Raw genomic sequence first — 15,104 nt, 5'->3', positions numbered from 1 at the left:
TGCCGCAACGAGGACTGCGGCCAGTCCACGGCCGACGGTGAAGGCTACGACGGAGAGTGCGGCAGCTGCGCCGACCGCACTGCCCGCGCCAACCGCGCCGAAGCTCAGACCGAAGGCAACTGACGCCCCCGCCCCCGCCCGTCAGGGGCGGGGGCCGCTGGCGCGTCCGCCGCGCCTTGCCGCCCTAACCCCCCAACACCTCACCGTTCATCCCGCCGCGCCCGCCCCGGCACCCGCCGCACGGGCGGCCCGCGCACCCCCGTCCATTCCCACACACGCCAGGGACCGACATGCCCAAGCACACCCCCACCACCACCGACACCCCCACCACCCCGGTCCTCATCGACAGTGCCGAGGCCGCCACGAACAACCCCGACGAGGTCAGGCGCCTCCTCACTCTCCCCGCCGACCAGCGCCCCGACTGGCTCAACACGTTCCTCGGCGACATGACCATCCCGCCCATCCCCGCCACCAGCACCAACCCCCTCGCCGACGTGATCATGGCCAACACCGCCCACGGCGAGAAGAACGCCACCCTTCACTTCCCCCTTCACCGCGTCCTCGCCGCCGCCGAACACGCCGCCTCCGCCCCCAAGCACCGGCTCAGCTACGGAGAGACCCAGGCTCAGGCCGTCCCCCGCCTGCTCTGGGGCAAGGACGGCGGCACCTACCTGATGAGCAACGGCATCGACCCCACCGGCACCCCCGACGAGACCGGCACGCACCGCCACGTCGTCTACGCCGACGGCTGGGGACCGGGCACCGACGCCCGCTCCATCCTCGGCGGTGACGACTTCAGTGAGCGCCTCGACCTCACCACCCCCACGACGACGGCACCACCACCCTGCTCAGCCTGCTCCGCGCCGCCCACGCCAACGGCGCCACCCGCTTCACCATGAACGCCGTCTTCGACGACCACCACATGACCCTCAGGTTCATCAGCGAGTACACCAGCACACACCCCACGGCCCCGCGCCCCGGACACCCCCCACGGCCCCGCGCCCCGGACACCCCCGACCGGCCCCGCACCCCGGAGACCCGTCCCCGGTGCGGGGCCGCTCTGCGTGTTTCCCGCCTGGGGCACCCGCCGTCCCAGCCCGTATCCCGCCCCCCGGCACCCCCGCACCGCACCCGCCCCACACCCCTCCCCAGCCCACCTACCGTCCCGAGCGAACCCGCGCCCAGGCCCAGACCCACAACCAGAGAAGGGGGGAGCGCTGTGAGGCACGAGACCACCATCAACGAACTCGCCCAGTTCGCCGGTCTCTTCAGCGTCGTCGACCACATCACGGTCCCCGAGACCAACCCGGACACCGACATCACCGAGGAGGTCACTCTCCCCCCACCGCTCATCCGCCGCACCCAGCGCCGCGACGACACCATCTGGTGGGTCCTCACACCGCCCGGCATCCACGAACGCATCTTCGTGGCCGACCAGGCCCCCGTCACCGTCTACTTCAAGGACGCAGGCCCCCACCGCTTCACCGGCCACCTCCCCCCGCAGGCCACACCCCAGCAGCCCGCCACCGCACCGACCGCCTGGCCCCAGCAGCCCGCCGTAGCCGCACCGACCGCCTGGCCCCAGCGGCCGGCCCCCACCGCCCCGCAACCGGCCGCCCCGCAACCAGCCGTCCCGCAGCGGCCCGCCGCTCCCTGGTCAACCCAGCAGCCCCACGGCTGAACCACCCGGCCCCAACACCCCGGCACTCCCACACCTCGCCCCCCGGCCACCGCCCCCGCGGTAGCCGGGGGGCGCTCCACACCCGCCTTGTCCTCGTTCCGTGTGCCGGCCCACCCAAACGACTACACCGGGCCCGTCCCTGCGATCAGACCGCCAGCCGCGCCGGTACGGCATCCGCCCGCCCGTAGGCGAGCACCTGAGCAAGGACCTCTCGGAAGAGGGCGACATCCTCGGCTGGTGCCTCAATGACGGCTTCCATCTCGCCATCCTCGAGACCAAGGCTCTCCAGGGATTCCGGATCCAGCACAACGCGAAGGACATTGCCCTCCAGGACGGCCTCACGTACGCACCCGTAGGCCGTCCCCTGCCCGGCCGTGACCAGACAGTGCGTATCCATCCCCAGGGCGATCTCTTGATCGTCGGGCTCCGCCTCACCCGCCATGAACAGCAAGATGAAGCCGCTGCCGTCCTCGCCCTCCGCGAGGCCCGCCTCGGTGAAGTAGCCCTCAGGATCGATCTCCGCGCCGGCGGCGCGAGCAGTGAATCGGAACGTCATGACGGGGTTGTATCAGCACGACCGGACAGAGCCCGCCCCGCGGCAGTCGGGGCCGCCTCATGCCCCCAGCACCCCCGCCGTCACCGGGACGACTCCGGCCACCCCGACCGCGCCCCGCCACCACCCGGCGCCCCCGAAGACCCCGCCGACGTACCGGGCGAGGCAACACCTGCAGGAGCAGCCGGAGCCGTCACCGGGGGAGCGGCGACCGATGCCGCGCCCGAGCCGCGCGACACCGCGCCCGCCTGCTCCCGCCCACCGTCCCGCCGCTGCTCCCCACCCAGCCCGCCCACCGTCTCCTGTGGCGACGCTTCCCCCGGGGCCGCAGCATTCCCCGGGGCGGCCGCCTTCCCCGTGTCCGACGCCGACGCCGATTCCGAGTCCTCCGCTGCCATCACCTCGCGCCCCAGCCGCCGCAGCTCCTTGACCCGCTCCACCCCCACACCCAACCGCTGCCCGCACCCGGCCACCGTCTCCCCGGCCTCACCCATCGCCAGAACCACCCGCGCCGCCTCCACCTTCGCCGCCTGGATCCGCGCCTGGCCGCGCTCCCGCACCTGACGCACTTCCTCCTCCACCTCGGCCACCACCGCCGCCTCGTCCTCCACCGCCAACTCGAAGTCGGCCACCAGCTCGTCGAACGCCGCCTCCCTGCGCAGCCGCTCGGCCTCCGCCTCCGCCGCCTCCCGCCGCCGCTCGGCCATCCGCTTCGCGGCCCGCTCCAGCGCAGCGTTCCGCCGCGCCAGCACCGCGCTGCTCTTGCCCTTGCCCTTGGTCCGGCCTGACGCCACCACAAGCCACCTCCCGGCCTTCTCGCGCCCACCCTGGTGGCGGGCCGCGCCCGGCCAGTCTCAGACGCCCGCATCCCCGCCAGCCCGGCACCAGCGCCCGCGTCCCAGGCCGTAACACGCCCGCCGCCGCGCCCGGTCCTGCTGACGGGACGACGGCGGCACCAGGTGGGGGAGAGGCCCCCGGGCAGGGACGGTCCTTGGTGAGAGGGGGTGCCGGAGGCCGGGGTGTCGGTGGGTGCTGGTGGTGTGGGCAGGCCGGGGGAGTCGGGTCGGTGGCAGGTTGGTCAGGGTGCGGGTGGGTCCGCCGGCCCGTGGCAGGTCGGTTCACGTACACCTCTGGCACTTTTGACGCCCGCCCGTGCTCGAGGGGCCTTTTCCCCTCTGGCGGGACGCGTTCGAAGGTCGTTTCTCGGGCCTTGGGAGGTTCGGGGCCTGGGGCCGGTCTGCGCCCGCGCCGCCCCTGTAGGCGGTGATCTTCTGGCCTGGTGGGGATGACAGCACACGCGTTCACCGCGGGCCGGGAGCGCTATTACCGGCTGGGTATCGCCCGTGGTGACGGTGCCCCGGGTGCTGAGCTGACGGTGTCCTCCAGCGTGCCCGGGGTGCCGCCCGGGGTGTGGCACGGGCGGGCCGCGGCTGCTTTGGGGCTGTCCGGGCTGGTGAGCGACGCGCAGATGCGGGCCCTGTTCGGGCTCGGCATGCATCCCGACGCCGTGACGATCGTCGCCCAGCACTTGAGCGAGGGCGCTTCACTCAAGCAGGCAATGAGGGCGGCCAAGCTCGGCCCGGCCGTGCCGCGCCTGACCGAAGTCTCGCCGCTCGACGCGGAGATCGAGCAGGTCCTGGAGCAGGTCGGTGAGCAGTTGTGCCGGCCGCTGACGAAGGCCGAGACGAGAGAGGTGCGGATGCGGTGCGCGGCGCGCGCCTTCGAAGCCGAATGCCACCGTGCTCCGGCTGACGGTGCCGCGCTCGGCCGGTACCTGGCCGCGCGGACCGGCCCCCAGCGCCGCGCGATCACCGGCTACGACCTCACCTTCTCCAACGAGGAGCTCTCGCTGGTGTTCGCCCTCGGCGGCTCCGACGTGCGCAGGACCGTCCTCGAGGCCTTGGCCCAGGCCCGCTCGGAAACCCTGGCCTGGATCGAGGACAACGCGCTCGCGGTGCGCACCGGCCCGGGCGGCGTGGCTCAGCAACGGGCCGAACCGGGGCTGCTGGCCACCGTCTACCTGCACTACGAATCCCGCGCGGGCGATCCGATGCTGCACGAGCACGTGGTCATCTCCCCGCGCGTGAAACGCCCCGACGGGCGCTGGCGCAACCTGGACTCCCGCCTCCTGCTGCGCGACGTCGTGGCCGTCAGCGAGCTGTTCAACCAGCGGGCCCTCGAGCTCGTCTGCTCCCGTCTTGGCGTTGCCACCGAGGAGGTCGAGGTCACCCCCGGGCAGCGGCCGGTGATGAGAATCGTCGGGATCGACCGGCGGCTGCGCGCCGTGTTCGCGCAGCGCTCCCACACGGTGCGCACCATGGCCGACACCCTCTTCGACGCCTACCGGCGCCGCCACGGCCGCCAACCCACACGGCCGGCCCGCACCCGGCTGCAGTGGCAGGCCACCGTGAAGACCCGCCCGCCCAAGCGACGAGCCCGATCCCTCGACGACCTGCTCGCCGACTGGCGGCACCGCGCGATCGCCGTCACCGACCGCACGACCGTCGACAACCTGCTCGCCACCGCCCGCGCCGCAGCCGACAACCGGCCCGCCCCAACCGCGTTCGACGTAGCCACGGCGGCCGACGAAGTCCTGGCCGCCGTGACCGAACGGCGCACGACGTTCCGCCGCCGCCACGTGCTCGCTGAGGCCCGCCGCTACCTGATGCGGACCCTGGCCGGGGCCACCACCCCGCTCCACGCGGCGGAGGAGATCACCGACAGGGTCCTCTCCCACGGTGACTGCGTGGACATCACCCCGCCCGAGATCAACCCCCCGCACCCCGAACTCACGCGCGCGGACGGCACATCCGTCTACCGGCCGATCGGCTCGCAGACCTACACCACCCACTCCCTGCTGGCCGCCGAAAACCGGGTCCTGGCCGCCGCCCGCACCAGAGTCATCCCGACCGTCGGCCGGGGCGCCTTCGCCCGCGTCGCCGCCCTGCACCGCGGCCCCATGGACGCCGGGCAGCGCGCACTGGCCTCCTTCGCATGCTCCGAGCAGCTGCTGCTCGCCGGACTCGGCCCGGCCGGCGGCGGAAAGACCACCGCGATGCGGCTGGTCGCCGCAGCCGTCGACGCAGCAGGCGGACGCCTGATCCCGCTCGCCCCGTCCTCCCGCGCGGCGAAAGTCCTCGCAGGCGACCTCCAGCTGCGCGCTCACACCCTGCACTCCTGGCTCCACCAGCGCACCCGCCTACCCGACGGGAAGCAGGGCGGTGAGGACTTCCGCCTACGGCCCGGCGACGTCGTCCTCGTCGACGAGGCAGGGATGGCGGGCACCCTCCTGCTCGACCGGGTCCTCACCGACGCGGCGGCCGCCGGGGCGGTGGTGCGCCTGCTCGGCGACCCGCACCAGCTCGCCGCCGTCGAGGCCGGGGGAGCGCTCCGGCTGATCTCCCGTGCGGGCGGGGCGGTCGAACTCGACCAGCTGCACCGCCTCCGCGTCCCCGGGGAAGCCGACGCTTCTCTCGTCCTGCGCGACGGCGACGACCACCGGGCCGCGTTCGCCTGGTACCGGGACAAGGGCCGGATCGTCGCCGGAAACCACGACGCGAAGTCCGATGCCGTCTTCACCGCCTGGGCCAGCGACCTCGAGAAGGGACTGTCCTCGTTGATGACGGCCGCCGACACAGCGACCGTGACCGCCCTCAACGCGCGCGCTCAGGCCTGGCACATCCAGGCCGGCACCGTCGACACCAGCCAGGCCGCCGCGCTGCGCGCCAGCCAGCATGCGCACGTGGGCGACGTGATCGTCACCCGTCTCAACCGGCGCCGCATGCTCGTGCGCGGCGGCCGCGACTTCGTCAAGAACGGCGATACCTGGACCGTCACCAAGATCCTGCCCGACGGCGACGCGATAGTCCGCCGCACCCGGCACTGCGGCCGCATCCGGCTGCCCGCCGACTACCTGGCCGCCCAGTGCGAGCTCGGCTACGCCTCGACCATCCACCGCGCCCAGGGCATGACGGTCGACACCTCACACGCGCTGGCCTTCGCCCGCTCCACCCGCGAGGGCGTCTACGTCCAGCTGACCCGCGGCGCCCGCACGAACCGGCTCTACGTCGCCCTCGACGACGGCGACCGCCTCGACGACGTCCTCGCATCCATCGCCGCCCGGCGCCGTGTGCAGCTGTCGGCGACCGAGTCGATCGCCGCCCTGCAGCGCGAGATCAGCGCGCCCGGGCCGCTGTCCGCCGAGTTCGTCGACGTCGCCGAACGCGCTACCACCGCCCGGCTGACCGGCCTGCTCGAGCACTGCCTCGGCCCGGACCGGGCCGCGACGTTCCTGGCCGCCGACGCCTACCCCGCCCTCATCCGCGCCCTCCACACCGCCGAACGGGCCGGGTTCGACCTGCCCCGCCTGCTGGCCCACACGGTGCCCGTGCGCGGGTTCACCGACGCCGACGATCCGGCCGCGGTGCTGTCCTGGCGGCTGCGCCAGCACCTCAAGGACGCCACCGAAACCCAACGCGACGACCGGCCGCGCCCTCTGGCCGCGCTCACGCTGACCCAGCTGCACACCCTCACCCGGCTCGCCGGCTCCCTCCGCGCCGTGGCCCGTGAAGCGCTCACAGTGGCCGACGCCGCCTTCACCCACCTGCCCGCCCCCGTCACCACCCGCGCCGGCCACACCCATCCCGCCTGGGACCAGCGGCCCCTGGGCGGCCTCTCCCGCCGCGAGCTTGCCGCCCAACTGGCCACCGTCCGCACCCAACTCCGCCACGCCCAGGCGAACAGAACCCCGCTCACCGACACCGCCCGGCACGTCATCGCCAACCTCACCCGCGAGGCCCAGCTACGCCGCGCCCTGACCTGGCGCGCCCGCCCGTGAGGACTTCCAGCGCGAGAAGGCCGCCTCCACCGCGGCCCCCGGCGCCACCTCGCTGGCCCAGGTCCGCCGCGCCCTCAATACGCGGCAGGCCGCCGTTCACCAGCGCTGGCAGTGGGCGCGTGCCGCGCTGGCCCGCGCCGACGCCGTCTCCGACAAGATCTACGCCGAACTCTGCTTCCGCGAGCGCCTGCCCGACCACCTGCCCCATCAGTCCAACCACCGCGGCGAGATACCGGGCTGGGTCGCTGACTCCCACGCCCTGACCCACCCCGACACCCCCGCCCACTGGCGCATGCACCTCGCCGAACGCCACCGCATCCTGGCCCGCTCCCTGGCCGACCGCGGCCGCACCTTGGCCACCGCCCCGCCCGCCTGGGCCCGCCCCCTCGGCCCGCCACCGCCCACCGGCACGCCCCGGCGCCGCCACGTCTGGGCCACCACGGCCGCGCTCATGGAGCTGTGGCGCACCCGCCACGCCATCACCGCTCTGCCCGGACTGGGCCCGCGCCCCGCCGACCCGGACGACGCGGCGGCCTGGGACGACCTGGACGCCCGGGTGCGCGCCCTGACCGGACGCCGCCGCCCACTGCACCTGCCGCCGCCCGACGCCCCCGCCTCCGTCATGATCGCCGCGGGCCTCGGCCACCTCGATACGCCGCCGCCCGGCGGGCCCCTGCGCGACCACCCGGCTCTGCGCGACCCCCTCGGCATCGCCCCCCTGTCCTACGGCGCACTGGACGCGCGCCTAGCGCGGCGCGACCTGGCCGCCGTCCTCGCCGGCGAGCCCCTGCCCGAAGCGTGGATGGAGGAGATCACCGCCCCCGGCGAGGACGACGAGGACGAGCAGCGGACCTACACCCGGCTGCTGACCGCCATCAGCGACTACCGGCGCCGACACCACCGCGCCGGCCCCGGCGTGCTCGGCCCGCGCCCGGCGGGCCTCGACGGAGAGGAATGGGACCAGCTCACCGACGCCATCGACCTGTACACCCACGCCCGCGTCCAGCACCGCCTGGAACAGATGCGGGCCCGAACCACCGCCGAACGCGCCACTCTGCTGCCACCCACCTCATCGCTGCGCCAGCAGCCCCCGCCCGACACGAACCGGCCCGGCCACCGGCCCCCGACCCGCTGAACAAGGTGAGCACACACCCCACATCCGGACCCGGACACATACCCAGGCTGCGGGTGAAGGGAGTAGTCAGGAGGATGAACACGCCGTTGTTGGTCTCTCGGATGGCCAGCGTGTAACGGTCGCGGTCGGAGTGGCCGGAGCCGAGCCAGGGGTAGATCGTCTTGTGCTGGGCGCCTTCTCCGGGTCAGCTCGTGAGGCGCGGCCCCTCTTATCTTGGGGGAGCGGCCTGGCAGTGCGTAGACGCCTTTCGAAGTGTGCAGGCACGTTAAGGACGGCGTCTGTGCATGAAGCACGCGCGGCTGACCGCCGCCGCCGGATGGGGCCTCCATCCAAGTGATCTGTGCGAGGAGATCGCCAAGTCGCGCAGTCTGGCAAGGCAGGGACGCATTGTGCTGGCGGGCATGAACATCGCACGGTGGCCAGGAAAGTCGCAGAAATGGGTGTGGGGCACCCTGGTGGCACTCGCCGGAATCGGCGCGGTAGGGGTGGCTCTGTGGCAAGTCCCCTGGTGGCTCGACGCGCACTACCTCCCCGACATCACCCAGCCCCAGGCCACCGCCGTCACGGGCGTGCGCACGGCACTACTGGCCATGGGCGCTGGCGGCCTGGCCGCGGTCGGCATCCTCTACACCCACCGCACCTTGCATCAAAACCGTGAAGGGCAGGTCACCGACCGGTACACCAAGGCGATCAGCCAGATCGCCTCAGATAAGCCAGTCGAGCAACTCGGGGGAATCTACGCGCTGGAGCGCATCATGCGGGACTCAGCGAAGGACCATGCCACCATCGTCGAAGTCCTCGCCGCGTTCGTGCGTGAGCACGCCACCCTAGCCATGACCGAGTCCTCCGCCCAGGGGCGATTGCGCTTTGCCCGCCAGCACCTACGGACACCAGCGTGGGCCGCCAGGGTGCTACGCGGACGTGCTGCCGAGGACAATACGGATCCACGCCTGTCGGAACCGGTCCAGGCAGCACTGACCGTACTCGCCCGACGCCCGCCCGGCCGTGACGAGCCCTTCCGACTCAACCTGGCCCGTACCGACCTGCGAGGTGCGCGTTTGAACGGTGCCCGCCTGGAGGGCGCGGACCTGGCCTCCGCCAACCTGGAGGGGGCGATCCTGGCCGGCGCCAACTTGAAGAGTGCGGCCCTAAAAGACGCCCGCCTGGAGCGTGCAGACCTGGCCCACGCCAACCTGAAGGGCGCGGCCCTGTATCGCGCCCACCTAGTGAACGCGGACCTGAACTCCGCCAACCTGGAGGGCGCGGACCTGGGCTCTGCCCACCTGGAGGGCGCGGTCCTGAATGACGCCAATTTGGAGGAGGCGATCCTCGGCGTCGCCCACCTAGAGAGCGCGATAGTGAAGGACGCCAACCTGGTGGGAGCCCTCCTGATCCGCGCCAACCTGGAGGGGACGCTACTGAATGACGCCAACCTGGAGCGTGCGGTCCTGGACCGCGCCAACCTGGAGGGGGCGTACCTGCATGGCGCCCACCTGGAGACGGCCCAAGTGACGGTCGAGCAACTGTTGTCTGCTCGGCCCGATCACAGCACGCGCCTTCCGGCTCACTTCGCCGAGGACGGCAGGGTCAAGGCCCGGATCGCCGCCGTCGAGAAGGAGGACAGGTCATAGGCATGAAAAGTCCTCGTATACCGGTGAGGCACGTGCGCTGGAGGTGCCGTGCCTAACGTGCCTTGTGCGAACTAGCCGCTTTCGCTCAGCCGGCCGTGTGCCCGAGGAATTCCTGTCACTCCTCGTCGGTCACCGCCTGGTCCTCCTCGGCGGGTCGTCGGCCGTGACGCCGGGCGATGGCCAGGGACCCCGGGCCGGAGAACTGGACGAGCCGCCGCTTGGCTGTCAGCAGCAGACTGAGGATGTCGACCTCCTCGACCGGTCCGCACGTGCCGCCGGGCAGCTGCTGCTCGATGGCGCGCTCGACCACAGCGATCAGCTGGCCGAGCCCTCTTCGCCAAGACCCGCCTGCCGGGCCCGGAACAACGAGGCGATCGTCACCGCGTCGGTGATCTGACCGGTCACAGCCATCTGCTCCGCCTCGGCGAACGCGACCACACGCGCCCGGCGGATCCCGGTGCCGTGCCCGAGCTCGCCCACTCGGTCGATGCGCGCGGCGTACAGCATCACCACCTCGGCCAGGATTGCCGGGTCCGGGTGAACCCGGCCCAGGCCGATCACGTCCGAGGCGTTCGCCCCGAGCAGGTCCTTCACCTGTCTAGCCGCGTTCTGAGCGTCGCCCACGCCCACGCCCGCGGCACCGGCACCGGCACCCCTGACGATCTCCCACTGCCAGGTGCGGGTCGCGTGCCGGAACCGGTCGACGAGCCCGACCTGGCCGTCCAGAAACGCAAGGACGGCCACCGACGGCTCCGGTCGCGCAGGGACGATCCGCAGCCGGCGGTGGTGTTGCCCGTCCGGGAGGACCACCGGGTCCTCGAGGACCATCCGCTCCTCGTCACGGTGCAGAACCTGCCCTTCGGTCATCGGCCAGCGCATGATGTCGATCGCACCGTCGCCGCGCGGGCTCGAGAACAAGGCGGGGTGGGTGTCGCGCAGATGCGCGTACGCGGACTCGGGGGTGTGGTCCATCAGGTCACCGACCTCGGCGGGCAGGATAGTAGCGAGCGTGGCCACGGCACGGCGGGCCTCACGCGGCACCTCCCCGGCCGGCGGCGGACAGACCGGCGGCGAGCTCGACGACGGCCGCGTGCGTATCGGCCTCGGAAGAGGACGGCGGCCGGCCGATGGCCGGGTCCTCAATCGGGCGGGTTCGGGGCGGTGCGGGGGCTCACGTCATCGGCTCCATACGGATCGCTCAAGCAGGTGCCACCCCATCTACGCCCGCCCAAGCCGCCGCAGACCGCCTGGGCGCCTAACACGCCGCCGGGCGGGACGATCTCCCCGAACAACCCGGCTGCGCCTCCCGTCCCACGGACTTGCCGACCAGGCGCACTACGACACCAGGCACCGGCTGGCGCCCGGCGGATGTGGCCTGCGGGGAGAGCGAGGCCACGTCGCGGAGCCGGCAGGCGGGACCGCTGCCGCTAGCAGGTGCCGTCAGCGTCGTCGGCAGGGCGGGAGCAGCGGTGCGGCCCGTCGGACCCGTGAGGCGGACCGGCGCGGGGGGATGCCGCACCAGAGGCTGCGACTGATGCCCGACACCGACCGTGGAAGGGGAAGCGGCGTTGAAGCCGCCTGCGTGCCCTGTTGGGCTGTCTCACCCAGCGGTATCCCCGTGCCGCTGCCCATCGCCCGCACGGCGTGCGCCCTGACGAGCCCGCCGTGCGGGCCCCCCCCCGCGCAACATCTCGACTCCCCATGGCAGAGGCAGGCAGGCGATGGCCCACGCGCAGGTCCGTGACGTCCCCCGCACCACCGACGCGCCGGCCCGCGCACCCCAGCCGTTCCCCCCGCCCGCACCGGCCGGCGACCCGCCGCCGCCGTCCACCCCGCCGACCTTCCTCGACGTGCTGCACCACCGATATTGCGGCCGCCTGCTGATCGCCTCGGTGACCGGGCGCCTGTCGCTGGGTATGGTGCCCGTCGGCCTGATCCTGGCGGCGCAGGCGGACGGCCACTCCCTGGCGAGCGCGAGTCTGCTGGCCGCGCTCTACGGCATCGCCCCGGCGCTCGGACTGCCGCTGCTGGGACGGCTGGCCGACCTGCGCGGCCTGCTCCTGCCCTGCTACCTGGGTGCGGCCCTGGTCGCTTCCGCGCTCGGCACTCTCGCCGTAGCGGGCACCGCCCACCTGCCGCTCGCCGCACTATGCGTCGCCCTGGCAGGAGCCGGATGCCCACCGCTGGAGGGCGCACTGCGCTCCCTGTGGCACTCCGTCCTGCCCGACGACCCACACGTACGCACCGCCTACACGCTGGACTCCTCCACCCAGCAGATCGTCTACGCAACCGGCCCCGCCCTGGCCATCGCGATCGCCACCTGGCTCTCCCCAGCCGCGGCCCTCGCCCTGGCCGCAACCGTCACCGTGGCCGGCACCTGCGCCTTCGCCACCACCCCACCGGCCTGCACCTGGCACGCCGCACCACGCCACCACGAGCGGTTCGGCGTCCTGCGCCCACCCGCCATGCGCCCCCTGCTGCTCTCCCTGATCTTCCTCGGCGCCACGGTCGGCGCCCTCGACGTCGCCGCGATCGCCGCGGCCGACCGGCAGGACGCATCCTGGCTGGCGGGCACGCTGCCCGCCGCGTTCTCCGCTGCCGGACTCCTCGGCGGCGTCCTCTTCGCCCGCTTCCAGCCCGCCACCGCCCCACGGCCGCGTCACCTGATGCTGCTGGGCGCCGCATACGCGGCCTGCTGGCTCCCCGTGCTCGCCCCGCTCCCCGCCCCCCTGGTCCTCCTCCTGACGATGCTGCCGGGCACCTTGTTCGTCCCCTTGCTCACCGTCGCCAGCCTGACCGTCACCGCGCTCACCGCGCCGGGCACGTCAACCGAGGCAGTCGGCTGGATGTCCAGCGCGATCCGCCTCGGCCTGGCCGGCGGCACAGCCCTGGCCGGCCCCCTCAACGGCCACTTCACCGTCCCGCTCATGGCCGCCGCCGGCTGCGCACTGCTGCTCTTGGCCCGCACCGCGCCCGCACCCGCGCCCGCAGCCACGCCGGCGTGAGACGAGCCGCCCCCGGCACCGCCTCGGGAGGCAGCGGAATCGGACCTGGGGCCGCAGGCGGTCAGGCCTTCCTGAAGTCGCCGCGCTCCGTCCATGCCCGCCAGTCACGGCCCTTCCGTCCCCCTTGGATCGCCCTGAAGCGCGGGGCGTTGTCATCAGGGACGTCCGCAGACGCGAAGTGGAAAGGCACGTGAAGGTGGTCGGCCAGCGCCCGGCAGACGGCAACGCCAGGAGGAGAGCCGTCACGTCGGTGGGAGACGGTCGCCAGGTGGCCCTCCCCCTCCGGGTCATCCAGGACCGCGACTAGAAGTACGAACGAGTCGTGGACGGTATCGCCGTCCCAGAACGCTTCCACGGCTGCCACACGGCCGGGGAGAGCCGCGGCGCGGCCTGCGAGTGAGGGGAGGTCCAGGGGATCGGGTGGCGTGCGCTAGGACCTCTAAAGCTTCGTGGCGGCGGGCGCTGTGTAGGCGACACCGGCCAGGGTTGCGGGCAGGGCGACGGCTTCGGTGACCGCCATGGCGACGGCGAGTCCCGTGCGCCAGTTCCTTCGTGGTCTGTCCATGTGGCTGACTCCGTTCAGCTGGGGAACTGGCCCAGCGAGTCGCCGACGTTCGCGACCATGCCGAGCGTTGTCGGGCCGAAGGAGAAGGAACCCGCGGCGGTGGCTCCCGATGAGGTGGTACGGAACACCCACACGGCACCGACGCCGTGGTTCTCCCCGAGCGCCGCCACGACGGGCTCCGCCCGGCCGTCGCTGTCACCGTCGACGAGGTGAACGCCACGGCCGAACAGGTCGACGGACTCGGCGGTGCCGGGGACATCCGCGGTGTTCTGGCTGAAGACCTTGGTGCCGGCACCGGTCGGCCCCTTCGAGCCGCCCGGGACCACGGCGAAGGTACCCGCCCAGGCCTGCTTGCCGACGGCCTCCTGCCCATTGCCTGCCAGGACGTCCCCGTACCCGTCGCCGTCGACGTCCCCGATGGAGAGCGCGGAGCCGAAACTGTCGTCTTCCTCCTGGGTGCCGGGAACACCGGGGGTGTCCTGGTCGATCACCCGGGTCGTGGTGGTGCCCGGGCCGGTTGCGGTGCCGTAGTTGATGTGGAGCGAGGTCCCCCCGACGACGAGGTCGGCTCGGCGGTCGCCGTTGAGGTCTCCGAGGCCCACCTGGGTGCCGGGCGCGAGGAGTCGTCCCTTCGCGTCCTTCAAGGTGATGGGCGGCAGCAGGCCGTCGCGGCTGCCGCGCAGGTAGTTCAGGTGGGACGGGGTGTACTCCTCGTCGTCCGGTGCGATCGCGCTGACGCCGACGACGAGGTCGGTGATCCCGTCGCCGTCCACGTCGCCGGCTGCCGCGGCGTAGAGGGGGTCGTAGCTTCCGGCGACTTTGATCCCCTGGATCGAGGCGGCGCGGCCGTCCCGTCCGAAGGGGCCGTACTCCACGCGGTCGGGCCGGACCAGGTCCTGGTGCCCGTCGCCGTTGAAGTCACCGGTGGCGGACACGCTCTCGCGGTACGCGTCACTGCCGGCAGCCCGCAGGACCGTCCCGGAGACGAAGCCGCCGGGGGCACCCCACAGCACGGTCCTGCTGCCCTCCAGATCGACGCCGTCCTGCGTCCAGTTCTCGGAATCGGCCGTGACCACCAGGTCGGTGAACCCGTCCCCGTCCAGGTCGGCTGCGTCGAGCCGGGACCCGAAGTGGTCGTTCACCTCGGGCGAACCGGGGACACCCGCGGACGCCTGCGAGTACACCTGCTTCCCACGGGTGCCGAGTCCGCTCGCGGACCCGTACAGCACGGCGACGTATCCGGCCCCGGTCTTGCCGCTCGCCGTACCGGACGAGGCGGCGACGGCCAGATCCGCGTACCCGTCCCCGTTGAAGTCCTCCCGCACCCGGATGGTCGCGGGCGCGGCATGAGCGACCGGCGCGGGAGCGACGGCGGTGGCGGACAAGAGGGCGAGGGCGACGACGAGGGTACGTCGCATTCTGGGTGCCGCAGGCTGGATCACACGAACCCCGGGAATTTGAAGGGAAGTTGACGACGGAGGGGATCAAGATCCCCCCCAGGCTGCCCAGTACGACTCGCCACGTCACCGGTTGGTTGCCCTGTTGAGTGACGGAAGTTTCCCTAGGGTTAACCTCCCCGTTTCGCTTCAAGTCGTTGAGCTGGGGTGATCGCGGAGGACTGGTGCTGTCGGCCCCTGGTCGTTGAGTGGGCATGGCTTGGGCCCGACGCTCGGGCCGGGGTCTCCAACGGGTTCCTT

Annotated in this window: 12 protein-coding genes; 6 read left to right on the top strand and 6 right to left on the bottom strand. The window is 72.8% G+C overall.

The features are described from left to right. Positions 1 to 290 precede the first annotated feature (290 nt). Positions 291 to 899: a DUF3085 domain-containing protein gene (locus tag ACFVVO_RS36615; protein WP_390060981.1), complete on the top strand. Its 609-nt coding sequence runs from the start codon at positions 291 to 293 to the stop codon at positions 897 to 899. 320 nt (positions 900 to 1,219) lie between these two features. Beyond that, positions 1,220 to 1,681 carry a hypothetical protein gene (locus tag ACFVVO_RS36610; RefSeq protein ID WP_390060979.1) on the top strand — a complete coding sequence of 154 codons (462 nt, stop codon included), beginning with the start codon at positions 1,220 to 1,222 and terminating at the stop codon, positions 1,679 to 1,681. 145 nt (positions 1,682 to 1,826) lie between these two features. On the opposite strand, the gene ACFVVO_RS36605 is transcribed toward ACFVVO_RS36610, so the two are convergent. Together ACFVVO_RS36605 and ACFVVO_RS36600 are read right to left on the bottom strand one after the other, a co-directional pair. After that, positions 1,827 to 2,237, bottom strand: a complete 411-nt coding sequence (locus tag ACFVVO_RS36605) for an Imm10 family immunity protein (RefSeq protein ID WP_390060978.1) — start codon at positions 2,235 to 2,237, stop codon at positions 1,827 to 1,829. A gap of 80 nt (positions 2,238 to 2,317) precedes the next feature. Then, positions 2,318 to 3,028, bottom strand: coding sequence for a hypothetical protein (locus ACFVVO_RS36600; RefSeq protein WP_390060976.1), 711 nt, complete (start codon positions 3,026 to 3,028; stop codon positions 2,318 to 2,320). Between the two features lie 491 nt (positions 3,029 to 3,519). Between ACFVVO_RS36600 and mobF the strand changes: the two genes are divergently transcribed. From mobF to ACFVVO_RS36585, 3 genes are all read left to right on the top strand, one after another. Next, complete coding sequence (gene mobF / locus ACFVVO_RS36595; protein WP_390060975.1) at positions 3,520 to 7,071, top strand: MobF family relaxase; 3,552 nt, start codon at positions 3,520 to 3,522, stop codon at positions 7,069 to 7,071. Between the two features lie 292 nt (positions 7,072 to 7,363). After that, on the top strand, positions 7,364 to 8,206 hold the full coding sequence (locus ACFVVO_RS36590; protein WP_390060973.1) for a hypothetical protein: 843 nt from the start codon (positions 7,364 to 7,366) through the stop codon (positions 8,204 to 8,206). Between the two features lie 284 nt (positions 8,207 to 8,490). Continuing rightward, complete coding sequence (locus tag ACFVVO_RS36585; protein WP_390060971.1) at positions 8,491 to 9,837, top strand: pentapeptide repeat-containing protein; 1,347 nt, start codon at positions 8,491 to 8,493, stop codon at positions 9,835 to 9,837. A gap of 115 nt (positions 9,838 to 9,952) precedes the next feature. On the opposite strand, the gene ACFVVO_RS36580 is transcribed toward ACFVVO_RS36585, so the two are convergent. Together ACFVVO_RS36580 and ACFVVO_RS36575 are read right to left on the bottom strand one after the other, a co-directional pair. Further along, positions 9,953 to 10,147: a hypothetical protein gene (locus tag ACFVVO_RS36580; protein WP_390060970.1), complete on the bottom strand. Its 195-nt coding sequence runs from the start codon at positions 10,145 to 10,147 to the stop codon at positions 9,953 to 9,955. A 5-nt stretch (positions 10,148 to 10,152) separates the two neighbouring features. After that, complete coding sequence (locus tag ACFVVO_RS36575) at positions 10,153 to 10,878, bottom strand: NUDIX hydrolase (RefSeq protein ID WP_390060968.1); 726 nt, start codon at positions 10,876 to 10,878, stop codon at positions 10,153 to 10,155. 680 nt (positions 10,879 to 11,558) lie between these two features. Here ACFVVO_RS36575 and ACFVVO_RS36570 point away from each other — a divergent pair. Beyond that, positions 11,559 to 12,842, top strand: coding sequence for an MFS transporter (locus ACFVVO_RS36570; protein ID WP_390060966.1), 1,284 nt, complete (start codon positions 11,559 to 11,561; stop codon positions 12,840 to 12,842). A 439-nt stretch (positions 12,843 to 13,281) separates the two neighbouring features. On the opposite strand, the gene ACFVVO_RS36565 is transcribed toward ACFVVO_RS36570, so the two are convergent. Both ACFVVO_RS36565 and ACFVVO_RS36560 read right to left on the bottom strand, forming a co-directional pair. Further along, on the bottom strand, positions 13,282 to 13,407 hold the full coding sequence (locus ACFVVO_RS36565) for a hypothetical protein (protein ID WP_390060964.1): 126 nt from the start codon (positions 13,405 to 13,407) through the stop codon (positions 13,282 to 13,284). Between the two features lie 14 nt (positions 13,408 to 13,421). Beyond that, positions 13,422 to 14,825 (bottom strand): FG-GAP repeat domain-containing protein, encoded by a 1,404-nt coding sequence (locus ACFVVO_RS36560; protein ID WP_390060963.1) that lies wholly within the window; start codon positions 14,823 to 14,825, stop codon positions 13,422 to 13,424. Between the last annotated feature and the right edge of the window lie 279 nt (positions 14,826 to 15,104).

Origin of the sequence: Streptomyces sp. NPDC058145, assembly GCF_042884245.1 — a bacterium.
GTDB lineage: Bacteria > Actinomycetota > Actinomycetes > Streptomycetales > Streptomycetaceae > Streptomyces.
The sequence above is the reverse complement of the archived record's forward strand: the minus strand, read 5'-3'. Positions and strand labels throughout refer to the sequence as shown.

Bases quoted from the DNA above. Each gene is read 5' to 3' on its own strand.
- ACFVVO_RS36590 (WP_390060973.1), top strand. From the start codon at position 7,364: ATGCACCTCGCCGAACGCCACCGCATCCTGGCCCGCTCCCTGGCCGAC.
- ACFVVO_RS36605 (WP_390060978.1), bottom strand. From the start codon at position 2,237: ATGACGTTCCGATTCACTGCTCGCGCCGCCGGCGCGGAGATCGATCCT.
- ACFVVO_RS36560 (WP_390060963.1), bottom strand. From the start codon at position 14,825: ATGCGACGTACCCTCGTCGTCGCCCTCGCCCTCTTGTCCGCCACCGCC.
- ACFVVO_RS36565 (WP_390060964.1), bottom strand. From the start codon at position 13,407: ATGGACAGACCACGAAGGAACTGGCGCACGGGACTCGCCGTCGCCATG.
- ACFVVO_RS36615 (WP_390060981.1), top strand. From the start codon at position 291: ATGCCCAAGCACACCCCCACCACCACCGACACCCCCACCACCCCGGTC.
- ACFVVO_RS36570 (WP_390060966.1), top strand. From the start codon at position 11,559: ATGGCCCACGCGCAGGTCCGTGACGTCCCCCGCACCACCGACGCGCCG.
- ACFVVO_RS36585 (WP_390060971.1), top strand. From the start codon at position 8,491: ATGAAGCACGCGCGGCTGACCGCCGCCGCCGGATGGGGCCTCCATCCA.
- mobF (WP_390060975.1), top strand. From the start codon at position 3,520: ATGACAGCACACGCGTTCACCGCGGGCCGGGAGCGCTATTACCGGCTG.